Below are 14,077 nucleotides of genomic sequence, written 5' to 3'. Positions count from 1 at the left end.
ACCGTCAAAGCTTCATGTCAGAAATTTACCGCGCGATCAAACAATTGCTACAACAGGGCAACTTTCAACAGGCACTAAGCCACGCTCAGCAAGCGTTGCAAAACCAGCCGACCGATCAAGAACTACTGTATTTTAGCGCAGTTGCCCAGCGCTTTTTAAAGCAGCCGCAGCAAGCCATTAACAGTATCAACAAGCTGTTAGATATTGTGCCTAATCACGGCCGAGCGCACCAAGAAGCAGGCTATTGTTACCTAGCACTCAATCACGTTGAGCAAGCCCAGCAAGCGTTTCACTATGCGACCGTTTGCAATCCAGCGTTACTAACAGCATGGCAACAACTAAAAAAACTGCAAGATAACCATACGGAATTAGCAGCAGATAATAATAACAGTGCAATAACCCAACAAATAACCCGGTTATCGGCACTACCCAAACAAATATTGGGGGCAATGGATTTAGTGCACGAAGGCAAATACGCCTTGGCAGAGCAAGTTTGTCGCGGCTACCTCAAACAAGATAAGCACAATCCAGATGCCATGTGCCTATTGGCAGAAATCGGGGTATTGACTAAGGTTTATGACGATGCGATCTTTTTACTGGAAACCTGTATTGAGCTACACCCTGAGTATTTACCGGCAAAAATTCAATGGGCGAATTTGCTCAATACCTTGGGTCAGCACCATAGAGCCAAGCCCGTGGCGTTAGCATATTTAGCTGAAAAGCCCGATGATAATTTTGCTCAGTCAGCCCTTGCTAACAGTTTAATTGGCATTGGTGAAATGGAACAAGGCATTGATATTTATCACCAAATTCTAAAACGCGAACCTCAGCGAGCTGGTATTCATCTGCAACTTGGTCACGCCTTAAAAGCTCAGGGTAAACTCAGTGAGGCGATCAACGCCTACCAACAGGCTTATCAAATTAAACCGAGCTTTGGCGACGCTTATTGGTCATTGGCCAACACCAAAACCTATCGCTTTAGTGAGCAAGAAATTACTAGTATGAAACGCTATGCTGACCTTAGCCAAGGGGAACATATCGATCGCATTCAATTTTGTTTCGCGCTCGGTAAAGCGTTTGAAGACCAACAACAATTTGAGCAGTCATTTCACTATTACCAGCTAGGTAACCAGTTAAAAGCCAAAACCACGGGTTATGATCCTGATTACCAGCAAAAGCTTGTCGATTTGCAAATAAAGCACTGCACCACTGAATTATTTGACCAAGCACCACCAGCCAATTCATTGGCAGCCCCGATATTTATTCTCGGCTTGCCCCGTGCAGGCTCTACCCTGTTAGAGCAAATTTTGTCGTCGCACTCACAAGTTGATGCAACAATGGAGTTGCACAACATCTTAGGCATGGCAATGAAGCTGCGTGGCCGTATGACTAACGACACGCCAGCATATCCAGCTAATTTGGCTCAGCTCAGCGGTGAGCAGCTCAAAGCCCTGGGTGATAAGTTTATTGAAGAAACTCAACACTATCGCCAAGGTGCACCTTATTTTATTGACAAGATGCCGAATAACTTTATCCATATCGGCTTAATTAAGCTGATTTTGCCTAACGCTAAAATTATTGATGCCCGACGGGCGCCAATGGCTTGTTGTTTTAGTGGCTTTAAACAGTTATTTGGCGAAGGCCAAGAGTTCAGCTATGGTCTAGAAAGTATGGGCCGTTACTACAACGACTACCTTCGCTTGATGGATCATTGGGACCAAGTGCTACCTGGTTTTGTTTTACGGATTAACCACGAAGACGTCATTGACGATCTCGAAGGTAGCGTCAAACGCATCCTCGACTTTTGTCAGCTGCCGTTTGAACAAGCCTGTGTTGAATTTCACAAAAACAAGCGAGTGGTAAAAACGCCTAGTTCAGAGCAAGTTCGACAGCCAATTTATCGCAGTGCCATGGAGCAGTGGAAAAATTACGAGCAATTTTTAACGCCACTAAAACAAATACTAGTGCACCAGTAATCGAGGGCTAAACTAGTGGCGCTAATGCTATCCGTTTACTTGCTTTTTCCAACGCTGTTTTATGTGGTCGGCAACGCGGAATGCGTTCGCATAAATAGTGTAAGTGTATGGCACACTGCCACCTGTTGGCATAAATGAAGCATCAGTAACGAATAAATTGTCAACCTCATGAGCTTGGCAGTATTTATTCAATACCGATGTTTTAGGATCGTCACCAAAACGACAGCCACCCGCTTGAAGGTTGGGCGCTGGTGAGCCGCTGATTGAAGAATAAACGTTGGTGGCGCCCATAGCTTTTAACAGTTGCTCACCCTTTTCAGCAAGGTATTCACCCACTTTCAAGTCGTGCTCATGAAAGCCAACTCGAATCTTAGCTACTGGGTCACCCCACTTGTCGGTAACCTCTTCGTCGAGCTCAACAAAGCAGTTGTCGGTTGGTAACCAATCGTTAAACACTTCAAAACGCAGTGTTTTATACGTGGTAAATTCTTCTTTCAAGTTGGCCTTGAGTTGCTCGCCCCAAACGAGGTTGTCGTTATTGTCCCACTGACTGCCTCTAGCGCGAGCAATCGGATTTTGGTGAAAGAGAAAATCTATTGTCCCGCCTTTGGCTTTGCCGCTGGCATTAGCTCCTTCAAAGCTCTTGTCGTCAATTTGATACCAGTCTTGCAAGGCGCGATTAATAAACGGCCCTACTTGGCGAATTTGCGCTTCTTGTTCTTTGGTCAAATCTTTAAACAAAAAATCACCGCGCCCTGTGCCACCAGCACTGAACACGATATTTTTGCCAACTTGGCCATTATTATTGGCCAACCCATTTGGAAACTTAGCGCCTTTTGACGCCAGCAATAATCTTGACGTTTCAACCGCCTGACAAGCGATGACATAAATGCCCGCTTGAACTTTTTGCTTTCGGCCTTGTTTGTCGTAGTACCAAACCCCGTCGATTTCGCCTTGATCATCCGTTGATATTTTAAAGACTTTGGCGTTCGGTTTAATGGTGCAGTTGCCGCTTGCAACAGCGTGATTTAATAACGCCGCTCTGCCACTGCCTTTGGCGCCAGTGGCACAGCCATAACTACTGCAATAGCCGGCGTATTCACAACTGCGTCGGCCCATTGCAGGTAACGACAAAACTGCACGAGGCACCGGCATGCTGTGAAAGCCAATATCACTCGCGGCTTTGTCAATCCAACTTGAGACCGCGTGTTCAGCCGTAGGTGGAAAGGGAAAATCTTTCGATCTCGGCTCTTGATGCGGATGATCTACAACTTTGCCCGACACCCCAACCTTGTGGTCAACCATAGTGTAGTAGGGTTCCATATCATCATAGCTGATTGGCCAATCGACCACGTTGGCGCCATCAATATCACCAAAAGTTGATTTTAATTTGAAATCAACCGGTTTAAGTCGGTGAAAGTAACCGCTCATAAAGTTAGATGAACCACCAACAACGGTGCCGTTCCAAAAACTCCAACCAGACTCGCTGGTCGCTTCACCTTGCCAATAACTTGAACCGTCGTCACGAATGTATTCGTCTTCAATGACGTGTTGTTCATCTTCTAGCTTAGGGTTGTAAGCATCGCGTAAGCTAATAGTAATTTCGTCTTTAAAGAACTCTTTTTCGGTTAGCCATGGGCCCTTTTCCAACACCAAGACTTTAGCGCCGGCTTCAGCGAGGGTATACGCAACCGGCGAGGCTCCGGCGCCACTGCCGACAATACAAATATCGTACTTCATGATTTGGTCTTTTCCTCTACCGGCATATTGTTAACTGAGGTTTGATGAGTGCCCGGTAACTCGTAATAACGCTTACCTTGTGGTGGCAAAGGAAACCCAGCTTGGTGTTCAAGCCACTGCCAGCCAATACCATCGGGATTACCGCCGTATGCCGAGGGAGAAAGCATGGCTTCATATAAGTAGTTAATCAGTGTATTTAGCCAGTTTTCGCCAGCTCGTGATCGACTAATGGCTCTGAGCATGGTTTCTTTTTCTTCGTTGGTTAGCTCGACAAAATTCTTTTGCACTTGAGACTGGCTGTAACCATTGAGCCAACCAATGCCTTTAAAAATAAAGTCTTTTTCCGCTTGCTCAATAGGTTGTTCATGAACCAAATTGTAAAAATAAGCTAGCGCCCTAATTTCTTTCGCTCCAGGCCCCGTTGAAGAGCTTGGCAATAAATGCGCTAGTACTTGTTCCAAGGTCATCCAAGGGTCTGTTTTTGCTAATTGCGCCAATTGACTGGCACTTTGCTCAGCCTTGGCATTAACAAAACTTGGCATCGCGGCAATTGTTGTAGCCCCCAATGCCGACTTCAACGCTGTGCGACGTGATAACTTGCGTTTTAGCCACGCAGGCGTACGATAATTTTTATCAAAAAAAGAATTCATTACTTCCCCAAATAGAATAAATTCAAGGCTTTAACCTGAGCTAGTTTTTTGCTTGTAACTCGAGCAATGCTTTTGTCGCCTTTGGCTGCCACTGGTCGATAAAACTCAGCCAGTTTTCCACTGAATATTTGCCGTTTTGCTGTAATTCGGCGGTATCTTTTGATAATAGCATTTTGCCCTTCGCCGTTGATACATACATGTGTGGATAACCCAACACTGGCGGCAATGCCTTCATAAAAGCCTCATTTTCATTGGCGTCGCTAACACTGACCTTTAAAACAACAAAGTTGTCGTGTAATGCTGTTGCCACGTTAGGATTGGCTTCTAAAAACGCATCCATTTTGTGACACCAAGTACACCAAGTACCGCCAATTTCTATTAATACATTACGGTCAGTTTGCTGTGCGAGTTTAATTGCAGCGGCCGCATCCTTAAAAGGGTCGCGTTGCTCATCGTAAATACGGCTGTATTCAGGTAAGTTTTGGTCAGCATAAACCGAGTTCGCAGTTGCGATTGAACTGATAAGGACAAACAAGAGACTAACAAATAATTTGGGCATAAGTTTTACCATACAAAATTCAAAGCCAAGTCTTTCAATAATGTATTTCAATGACTTTGGCTTTTCAAAAAAACTAAACAATTTGACCTTACAGGCAGTCACTATATTTCAACACGTACTAACAGTCAGTAATTAAAAGGTATTTTTTTATAACTCAATCAACAGTCGTATTGGCCGATAAATTATCGGTCAAAAGCTATAAAAATACAGTTCCACTCTTTATAATAGCGCATTCTTACAACCCTAACTCAAGACAGGAAGGTGCTATGCGTCCAAGCGGCAGAACTCCAGGACAAATTCGTCCGGTTACTATTACTCGTCAATTCACTGCTCATGCTGAAGGTTCAGTATTAATTGAATTTGGCGATACCAAAGTTATATGTACTGCTAGCGTCGAAGAAGGGGTACCAAGGTTTTTAAAAGGCCAAGGAAAAGGTTGGGTAACTGCAGAGTACGGCATGTTGCCTCGTTCAACTCACACCCGCATGCGCCGTGAAGCTGCCAGTGGTAAACAAAGTGGCCGCACCCTTGAAATTTCTCGCTTAATCGCTCGTTCATTGCGCGCTGCGTTAGACTTAACTGCACTAGGCGAAAACACCATTACCGTTGATTGTGACGTGATTCAAGCCGACGGTGGTACGCGTACGGCATCAATTACCGGTGCATGTGTTGCGCTTGTCGACGCATTAAACCACATGCGTGCTAAAGACATTATTAAAACTAACCCGTTAAAACACATGATTGCCGCGGTGTCTGTTGGTATTTACCAAGGGACGCCAATTGCTGATTTGGACTACCCAGAAGATTCAGCGGCTGAAACCGATATGAACGTTGTTATGACCGAAACTGGCAAACTGATTGAAGTACAAGGCACTGCTGAAGAAGAGCCGTTTAGCTTCGATGAAATGCAAGACATGATGCTACTTGCCAAGCACGGTATTAATGAACTGTTCGATGCGCAAAAAGCAGCATTGAGTTAATTCTTACCAACGATTACATTACGAGACAATTGCAATGAAAGCATATCAACAAGAATTTATTGAATTTGCCCTTGCTAAACAAGTGTTGCGCTTTGGTCAGTTCACTTTGAAATCTGGCCGCACGAGTCCTTACTTTTTCAATGCAGGCTTGTTTAACACAGGTGGCGATCTAGCCAAGCTTGGCCGCTTTTACGCCGCCGCATTAGCGGATTCAGGTATTGACTACGACTTGTTATTTGGCCCAGCGTACAAAGGTATTCCAATAGCAACAACAACCGCTGTTGCACTGGCTGATTACCACGACATTGACATGCCGTATTGCTTTAACCGCAAAGAAGCGAAAACTCACGGTGAAGGTGGCAACTTAGTAGGTTCTGCGCTTGAAGGTAAGGTTATGCTAGTGGATGACGTTATCACCGCTGGCACCGCTATTCGCGAATCAATGGAAATTATTAAGGCCAATGGTGCTGAATTATCGGGGGTTTTAATCGCACTTGACCGCCAAGAAAAAGGCAAAGGCGAACTGTCAGCGATTCAAGAGGTAGAACGCGACTTTGGTACGAGTGTCATCTCAATAATCACCCTAGCAGATCTGATTAGCTATTTAGAAAGCAATCTAGACAGCAAACCTGAAATGGCTGAACATTTAGCGAATATTAAACAATACCGCCAAGACTACGGTATTTAGTTTGATTACTGCTTGATATAAAAAACGCGAGCTTAGCTCGCGTTTTTTATTGCCAACTCAAAATGTCTACAAGCTCACTTACACTCTAAACTCAGCGACTGTATTTTCAACCTCGTGCATTGACGCTACCACAGCTTGACTATTTTGCTGCAACTGTTCACTGCCCTGTGCGGTCTGATCAGCAATATTGACAATACTGTTCAAGTATTCGTTAACGTGGTTAATCGCTTGGTCTTGCTGTCTAGTGTGTTCGTTAATTGCCACACTGGTTTGACGAATATCATCAACACTCGACAAAATTTGCTCTAACGACTCGGCTAAGGTTTGGTTTTTGGTTGAACACGCTCGCGCTTCGGCTCGACCTTGCTCCATCATCACTTTCGCTTCGTCTGCTTGTTGCTGAATTTTAGCAATGGTGTTCTGAATGTTTAATGTTGATTCTTGAGTTTTCATTGCCAAGTTTCTCACCTCGTCAGCAACAACAGAGAATCCACGACCAGCGTCGCCAGCGCGCGCGGCTTCAATCGCCGCATTAAGTGCCAACAAGTTGGTCTGCTCAGCAATATTTTCTATCACCTCTAACACAGAGCCGATTTCAGTGCTTGAATTACTCAAAGTGAAAATAACGTCACTGGCTTGTTCAACTTTATCGGTTAAATTAGCCATATCGCGGCGAGTATCCTGTACTAACTCAACGCCACTTTTCGTGTCTTGAAAAATACTGTCTACTTGCTGCTCTGCTTGATTCGTTGATGCCGATACCGAGGCAACAGAATCAACCACTTGAGTCATGGCACTACTAATGCTCTCAATTTCTGACTTTTGCTGTGCTGTGCCCTGCTGAGTCTGCACCGATATCGCTGAAAACTCATTGAGCTGTTCGTGGGTATTAGACACTGAACGAGCAATATTGGACACTGATTGGTGAATTTTCTCGATGAAGTGATTGAACTCTGTCGATAACTTGCCGACTTCATCTTGTCGCTCAATAGTCAAACGACGAGTCAAATCGCCATCACCGCGCGACAATTCAATTACCGCACTTCTAAGTTTAAACAACGGCTTGAGTAAATTCGTTGTCAAAAAGAATACAGACAACAAAGCAACCGAAGAAATAATCACCAACAAAGTAAACACAGTGATCATCTGACCATCGACATCTTCCGTAACCTGCTCCGCCATCAGCTTGGCAGACTTTTGGGTGTCGTGAGCTAAGGCAGCGAGTCGCTCTTGAATCGCTTGACCATTAGCATTTAACAATCTTAGGTCAACTAGCTGTTGCTGATTTTGACCGGTAACATGAGCACCAATTTGGTCAAACCACTTTTGACCTAACGATAAAATATCGCTGCTTTCAGCCATTGCCGTTTCAGTTAAGCTGTTCTCTTTGGCATGAGCTATTTGCTCAATAAAGCTTGTTTTTAGTTCATTAAATCGCGCAGTTACCGTTTGACTTTCACGCGGAAATTTAAACGCCAAAACGTCGTCAGCAAAACGACTCGCTTGCTTGAAAGTTTCGGATGCCGCGCGACTACTGTTGACGGCATTCAAAGGCTGATTAAACGCATAAATGGTTTGTTGTCCTTGCTTTTGCAAGGCAAAGGTTACATACAAGCTCAACCCCGAAAAGATTGCAATCAGCACGATGTAACTGAGTAATAGTTTTTGTCTACTGGTCATAAGTTACTCGCTAATATGGCAATATCGGTAAGCTAACGGCGGCATCTTCACCGGTTAGAGTCAGCAAAAACGCTTCTAAGTCGTTGATATCTTGTCGAGTCAATGGCACTGGTTTCATTTTGTTTGACAAGCTAGGACGCCTTATACCTCCAGGGATATAATGAGCAATAACCGCCTTTAAGTCGACAAAACGACCGTCGTGCATATACGGCGCCCGTTGGCTGATATTTCTCAAACTCGGCGTTTTAAAGGCAAAGTTATCTTTGCTATTACCAGTACGAGCTCCTAAACCTTTGTCTTCACCAGATAAGCCAATATCGTGAAATGCATAATCAGTGAAGTTCCAACCGGTGTGACAATCGGCACAGGCGGCTTTGCCATTAAACAAGTCAAAACCGCGCTTTGCCGAAGCTGATATCGCATTTTCGTCACCCTCAACCCAAAGGTCAAATGGCGCTTGACCAGAAACCACGGTGCGTTCAAAGGTAGCAATCGCCTTAGTGACGTTTTCACCAGTAAGGCCGGAAGGGCCAAACACACGAGTGAACCATTGCTGATAGCTAGGCACCTGAGCGAGACGCTTAACAGCAACATCCATCGGCAAATTCATTTCAACATTGCTCTCAATCGGCCCCTTTGCTTGATCTTCAAGCGAGGCAGCGCGACCGTCCCAGAAGTAAGTTTTACCCCAGGCAGCATTGATAATGGTGGGCGAGTGTCGATCGAGATTTGAATTTTGCGCACCAATCGATGTAGGCGTTGCATCTTCCCAACCGAAACTAGGATTGTGGCATGTTGCACAGGTCATATTGCGGTTTTTGCTGAGCCTTGGCTCAAAAAACAGCATTTTACCCAAAGCAGCTTTTTCCACAGAGTATGGATTGTCCGCGGGAAACGGAATAGATTCGGGCCTTTTGTATTGGCCTTTCAGCGGGTTAGCTTGTACTTTTGTCCCTAGAAGTAACAATATGCATAACCAATAAAGCGTACGACCTAAAAACTTTTTATCGAGCATAACGACTTCTTACTTTCGTAATTGTAACAGTTTGTAAACCAGTAGACTGGTTTTTATATGGTAAAATTTCTCCTGTTAGAAAAGCAAGACAAATATTTATTATTCCCATAATAAATATGTGGACAATGATGAATATTTTCTATAACACTAAGCTATTGATTAATTTAGTTTTATATTTTTTATCTATTTTTAACAATTAGTTAATAAATAAAAAGCAGCAGTATTTCTCTGCTGCTTTAGTTGCTAAATATAAAAAATAACTTATTGAACAGGTAACGTAATAGTACCGGTTTTTACTTCACCACTTTTCGTCTCAAAAGCGTATTCATAGCTAACGCTATTTTCTGATCCAACAAGGTTGTCTGATAAAAATTCAGAACTAGACACTCGGTAAATAAAAGGGGTGTCTCCTTGCGCTGTACCTAGAATAACTGATGGACCAAAACGATCTATTTGAACATTTTCATTGGCCGCAACTCTTAAAAGAGCAACTCGTCCTACATTGACATTGCCATCACTAACAACATTAAATGTATTAATATTAGTTCTACTGATACCATCCGACACTACGTTTACTTTTCTCAGTGTAAAGTTCTTTAAGCTATCAATACTGGCTGGAAAATATAAATAAGCAGAACGGTCAAAATTTTGAGAGTTTGACGCTTCATTGGCAGTATTAGTTGTCACTATAGTATTGCCATTGGTGGTGAAATTTCCATTGTCCAAACGAACATCATTGATATCAAAAGCTTGATTTTCAGCTCTATGTACAAAAGATAATGAGTCACCTGATGGGTTAACGATAGTCGTTGTGCCTTTAATTCCAAGTTCAGCAATATCGTACTGATAATTGCCTGGTACTGTGATTGCTGAAGTAGGAGTCACTTTCAAACGCGTATCATTTAATGATAATTCAGCTTTTATTGGTATTTCAGTACCAAATGTCACCACAGTAGTACCAGGTAAAACGAGATCGCTGTCACTTTCATTACCGCGTAAAAAGTTAACACCATTTCTATTTCTCAAACTCACAGAATTTGACCTAAGGCTAATAGGGCGCGAGTATAAAGCGGTATAACTTGAGTCTGTTGAATTAACTTGCGATGAGCTAAACACTACTTCTAAGTTATTGTTATTAGCAACAACTCTAGGTTGGAGCGCTAACGATATTGTCGCCGTGTCATCAATATTGTAGCAACAATTACCACTTGCATTCGTTGTATTAACCCGCAATTGACCAGTGCCATCTCTAAATACTCGAATAGAAGCACTTTGATAGTTAACGCCATCACTTTCGAATGCTGGCATAGTCAGCTCAATTGAGTTTTCAAACCTTGCATTCACCACATATTGCTGAGTATTGTTATCAAAACTTGAGCGAACACCTGAGTTATTAATATCATCTACCGAGAACATTGCTCCAGTGATGGTATTTGCAGCATTATCAAGCAAAGAAATCCGATACTCTATGTTAGAGATAGCTGGATCGACAACCTCATTAACATATAAAGTAGAACTTTCAAGGTTGTTAGCATCGCGAATAATGAGATTGAGGCCACTTAAGTTATTGTTTGATTCTGGTCGAAAATCAATATCACCATCGCCATTGAAATCTAAATTAGCACGGATATCAGTTGAAATATTTTTGGGGATACTAATTTTATACACGCCCATATCAGCATCATAGCTTGACGTATGCTTGTATTGATTAAATGTAGAACTCGTACCAACATGAGAAAAAGCATTAAACTCTAATCGTTCAAACGCCAGCCCTGTCCCTTGGTTTAATACCGTAATATCTAGCTCAAGCGGTTCTGAGACAGAAAAAGTGCCAAAATCACGTGTAACATTTCCTGAAGTAGCATCGCCAGTGTTTAAAAAGAATGCGCGTTGCAATAACGTATTGTTTTCACTTGTAATAATAACTTCAATATCAGAATTAGGTAGTAAATTGGCGACTTCAAATTGTCCATTAGTCGCAGCCAGGTTTTCAACAATAGTTTTTGAGCCAAGTTTTACTGTAACCAAAGCACTTGATACCGCATTACCATCCAATGCGTTAGTAACAAGACCTCTAAAGGTAACTGTATTTTGTTGGTTTTGTGATGCGATTGCTTGAGTTTGATTTTGAATAGCTTGAGCAATTTCGGCATTGCCCGAATCATCAACATCAAAACAACCGTTGAGTAAAAAGAGCGAAAGCCCTGGAGCGATAAAGTGATTATATTTCAACTTCCTTTCCTTAAATATCGACAAGGAAGCACAGAGATATGACATGAACACTACACTTCCTTGGTGTTTTTAATTATATGATTATTGAACCTAGTTTTTAGGCGTTACAGCAACAGTAAAGTGTACTTTTCATCATCTAAATGAAAGATACACAAATAGACCTGCGGTGGGGATTATATTTGATGTGCTTTAAACTGCAAACGTAATTTTAACTAAGCAGTTATTTCAAACTGAAAACGAGGTGGGCGCTCAAAAGCTTGATTGATATTGGCGTAGAAGGTTTCGATACGAGCCGCTCGCTCAGTAATCTCTAATGAACGGGTGTTGAGGTCTGGTACAACTTGATCTTGTGCGGCAATAGTTCGGTTGATCAACTGATCAAAACCTTCACTACTATTTTCCAGTGTGCCGCTAGCAGTAGCCTGTGTTTCCCCTAGTACTTGGTTGGCACGTATATTAGGATTGCTTTGATCTGGCGCTTCAGTACCCGTTTGCTGAGCAACCAGTTCAGACTGGGCTTGGGCAATTAACTGTTGTGCTTGGGCGGCAACCCGGGTGTCTTGAATAGAAGGATTTGCAGGTGCAAGTGCTGCCGCATACACTTGTTGTAACTTAGCAATGGTCGCTCTCGGGTTGCCATCGATAGTTGAAAGGTCAACTTGTACTTCACCTTCAACCGCGTACCTGCGACCGTCTGGACCGGTTTCAAAGGTATATTGCGGTGTGCCAGCATAAGGGCCACCAACAGCAGCATGAGCTTGTTCGTGAGCTCTTACTTCTCTGTCACGCGCTTGTAACTCGAGTATCTGTTGCTGCTCAGCAAATTCTTGTTGTGGACTAGGCTCGTCACTGTCACCGGAATTTTGCTGATCATCGTCTTGCGAACGTTCAGCGCGGTTCTCGGTGTCCTCAGCGTTTTGACCAGATGCTTGCCCTTGTTGCTCAGAGGAGTCTTGTTGATTTTGCTCTGAACCATTAATTCGCGCAGCTTCTTGCTCTGCTTGCTCTTGAATAGCGGCAAAATCAATATTATCAACATTGTTGTTATTCGGCCTGGCTTCCCGATCTCGAGCTAACCCTCGTTCCGCTGCCGATTGTCCTGCAGCCGTTGTCTGGCTAATGACCTCTCGTTGATTGTTTTCACGGCGCAAAGTATCTGTCGGCGGGTTGACGACAGTTGCTAACGGTAAATTGTTAACTTGCGGCGTAATATTCATAACGAACTGAAACTATACTCTAACGTCGAGCAAGGTCCCCAACACTTCATCAGCGGTTTGAATCACTTCAGCTGAAGCACGCGCTTGTACTTCGGCCACTCTTAAATCGACAATCGATTCAGTTAAATTAGTTGGCTGTTGCTGGTTTACATTTATCGGACTTGTTGTTTGTCCTGTTTGCCCAATATCGCTAGCAGACTGATTAAACAGGTCCGCACTGGCAATTTCTGATGCTGCTTGATTAGCATCTTGGGTCGCACGCTGAAAGCCTTGCAAACCTGCATTGAATGTAGATGAAATATCCATGTTAACTCCTCGGGTTAAACTGCAACCTCAACTATTGAGTTAAATCGATGAAAGGCCAGAGCCTTGATGTTAATTTAACAAATCAGACATGGTTAATTATTCACCAAAAAGACAAAAAAGTAAACTAAAGGATCCGTGGCTGAACTACGCGCTATTGCCAGAGGTATTGGCGCCAAGCCAAGTGATTAAGGTCTGGCAAAAGTTATCAAAATCAGAAATAAACGGTGCGTGTGATGCTTGTTCAAATACGTGTTGCTGGCTTTGCGGCGCTAGTTTAGCAATATCAGCAATCGCTCGACGCGGCACTAAACTGTCGTTTTTACCATACAAGCGCAAAAACGGCTGTTGAATATTGACCAACTGCTGACGAAGATCGCAATCGGAAAGTAAGTTGAGTGATTGATCGAGCGTATCCCTAGTCGCCATGGGTTGCTTCATAACCAGATCGCGAATTTGTTTAATATCGTGTTTTAGCTGTGGGCTGCCCATTGCTTGAATTTTCAAAAAACCATCAATGGTTTTGGCGACATCATCTGAGAGCTGACGGTGAAAGCTCGCTAAAACATTTGCTTTGATACCATGCCATTGGTCTCGCTCGACAAACATTGGGCTGCTCGCTACGGTGACAAGCGCTGTCACTTTTTCTGGATAGGATAAGGCCAACTCGGTGGCAATTAGCCCCCCCATTGACCAACCAATTATCACCGATGGCTGTTCAATGACTTCAGCGACTAATGAGCAAACTTTTTTGAGGTCATAGTTATTAACTGTGCAATCAACACTATTGCCAAAGCCCGGTAAATCGACAGTGACGACATGAAAGTGCTGACTTAGACGCTGTGCTACAGGTTGCCATATTCCCGCGTTTAATCCCCAACCGTGAAGAAAAACCAAACTTTGCCCGTGGCCTTGACTGGAAAATTTCAACTTTTGCGCCATGCTTACCTAGACCTTATGTCGATTTGATCGAAGCTAACCATTCAACAAAGTACGGTTAACTTAGTGCTCATTGATAAAAATCAGTAGTTTACTGA

The 14,077-nt window shown here is 43.3% G+C and carries 12 protein-coding genes; 3 read left to right on the top strand and 9 right to left on the bottom strand.

All coding sequences use genetic code 11. The features are described from left to right. The first annotated feature begins 14 nt into the window (after nt 1-14). Complete coding sequence (locus tag J7384_RS06655) at nt 15-1,976, top strand: tetratricopeptide repeat-containing sulfotransferase family protein (RefSeq protein WP_209112319.1); 1,962 nt, start codon at nt 15-17, stop codon at nt 1,974-1,976. Nucleotides 1,977-2,003: 27 nt separating this feature from the next. Here the strand turns inward: J7384_RS06655 and J7384_RS06650 are convergent, their stop codons facing one another. From J7384_RS06650 to J7384_RS06640, 3 genes are read right to left on the bottom strand one after another with little or no spacing between them, the layout of a single operon-like run. Continuing rightward, nucleotides 2,004-3,716: a GMC family oxidoreductase gene (locus J7384_RS06650; RefSeq protein WP_209112317.1), complete on the bottom strand. Its 1,713-nt coding sequence runs from the start codon at nt 3,714-3,716 to the stop codon at nt 2,004-2,006. Continuing rightward, nucleotides 3,713-4,366: a gluconate 2-dehydrogenase subunit 3 family protein gene (locus J7384_RS06645; RefSeq protein ID WP_209112315.1), complete on the bottom strand. Its 654-nt coding sequence runs from the start codon at nt 4,364-4,366 to the stop codon at nt 3,713-3,715. The genes J7384_RS06650 and J7384_RS06645 overlap by 4 nt, the downstream gene beginning before the upstream one ends. Nucleotides 4,367-4,406: 40 nt before the next feature. Further along, complete coding sequence (locus tag J7384_RS06640; RefSeq protein WP_209112313.1) at nt 4,407-4,925, bottom strand: thioredoxin family protein; 519 nt, start codon at nt 4,923-4,925, stop codon at nt 4,407-4,409. Between the two features lie 266 nt (nt 4,926-5,191). Between J7384_RS06640 and rph the strand changes: the two genes are divergently transcribed. Next, nucleotides 5,192-5,905 carry a ribonuclease PH gene (rph, locus tag J7384_RS06635; RefSeq protein WP_209112311.1) on the top strand — a complete coding sequence of 238 codons (714 nt, stop codon included), beginning with the start codon at nt 5,192-5,194 and terminating at the stop codon, nt 5,903-5,905. Nucleotides 5,906-5,939: 34 nt separating this feature from the next. Then, a complete protein-coding gene (gene pyrE, locus J7384_RS06630; protein ID WP_209112309.1) occupies nt 5,940-6,593 on the top strand; it encodes an orotate phosphoribosyltransferase in 654 nt (217 codons plus the stop codon). Between the two features lie 78 nt (nt 6,594-6,671). On the opposite strand, the gene J7384_RS06625 is transcribed toward pyrE, so the two are convergent. The 6 genes from J7384_RS06625 to bioH all read right to left on the bottom strand — a co-directional run bounded on the left by J7384_RS06625 (nt 6,672) and on the right by bioH (nt 13,970). Beyond that, complete coding sequence (locus J7384_RS06625; protein ID WP_209112307.1) at nt 6,672-8,273, bottom strand: methyl-accepting chemotaxis protein; 1,602 nt, start codon at nt 8,271-8,273, stop codon at nt 6,672-6,674. Nucleotides 8,274-8,283: 10 nt separating this feature from the next. Continuing rightward, a complete protein-coding gene (locus J7384_RS06620; protein WP_209112305.1) occupies nt 8,284-9,288 on the bottom strand; it encodes a cytochrome c peroxidase in 1,005 nt (334 codons plus the stop codon). Between the two features lie 261 nt (nt 9,289-9,549). Then, on the bottom strand, nt 9,550-11,571 hold the full coding sequence (locus J7384_RS06615; RefSeq protein ID WP_209112303.1) for a hypothetical protein: 2,022 nt from the start codon (nt 11,569-11,571) through the stop codon (nt 9,550-9,552). A 161-nt stretch (nt 11,572-11,732) separates the two neighbouring features. Further along, entirely contained in the window at nt 11,733-12,737 is a 1,005-nt protein-coding gene (locus J7384_RS06610) for a putative metalloprotease CJM1_0395 family protein (RefSeq protein ID WP_209112301.1), read from the bottom strand. A 12-nt stretch (nt 12,738-12,749) separates the two neighbouring features. Then, the gene (locus tag J7384_RS06605; protein WP_209112299.1) at nt 12,750-13,043 is read right to left on the bottom strand and encodes a hypothetical protein; all 294 of its coding nucleotides are present in this window, start codon (nt 13,041-13,043) and stop codon (nt 12,750-12,752) included. A 144-nt stretch (nt 13,044-13,187) separates the two neighbouring features. After that, the gene (gene bioH, locus J7384_RS06600) at nt 13,188-13,970 is read right to left on the bottom strand and encodes a pimeloyl-ACP methyl ester esterase BioH (protein WP_209112297.1); all 783 of its coding nucleotides are present in this window, start codon (nt 13,968-13,970) and stop codon (nt 13,188-13,190) included. Nucleotides 13,971-14,077 lie beyond the last annotated feature (107 nt).

The organism is Endozoicomonas sp. G2_1 (genome assembly GCF_017744155.1).
Lineage (GTDB): Bacteria > Pseudomonadota > Gammaproteobacteria > Enterobacterales > Alteromonadaceae > JAGHQT01.
This window is presented reverse-complemented; position numbering and strand designations above follow the sequence as displayed.

Coding starts and splice junctions, on each gene's coding strand:
- J7384_RS06650 (WP_209112317.1), bottom strand. CDS start 3,716: ATGAAGTACGATATTTGTATTGTCGGCAGTGGCGCCGGAGCCTCGCCG.
- J7384_RS06620 (WP_209112305.1), bottom strand. CDS start 9,288: ATGCTCGATAAAAAGTTTTTAGGTCGTACGCTTTATTGGTTATGCATA.
- J7384_RS06655 (WP_209112319.1), top strand. CDS start 15: ATGTCAGAAATTTACCGCGCGATCAAACAATTGCTACAACAGGGCAAC.
- J7384_RS06625 (WP_209112307.1), bottom strand. CDS start 8,273: ATGACCAGTAGACAAAAACTATTACTCAGTTACATCGTGCTGATTGCA.
- J7384_RS06610 (WP_209112301.1), bottom strand. CDS start 12,737: ATGAATATTACGCCGCAAGTTAACAATTTACCGTTAGCAACTGTCGTC.
- J7384_RS06645 (WP_209112315.1), bottom strand. CDS start 4,366: ATGAATTCTTTTTTTGATAAAAATTATCGTACGCCTGCGTGGCTAAAA.
- J7384_RS06605 (WP_209112299.1), bottom strand. CDS start 13,043: ATGGATATTTCATCTACATTCAATGCAGGTTTGCAAGGCTTTCAGCGT.
- pyrE (WP_209112309.1), top strand. CDS start 5,940: ATGAAAGCATATCAACAAGAATTTATTGAATTTGCCCTTGCTAAACAA.
- rph (WP_209112311.1), top strand. CDS start 5,192: ATGCGTCCAAGCGGCAGAACTCCAGGACAAATTCGTCCGGTTACTATT.
- J7384_RS06640 (WP_209112313.1), bottom strand. CDS start 4,925: ATGCCCAAATTATTTGTTAGTCTCTTGTTTGTCCTTATCAGTTCAATC.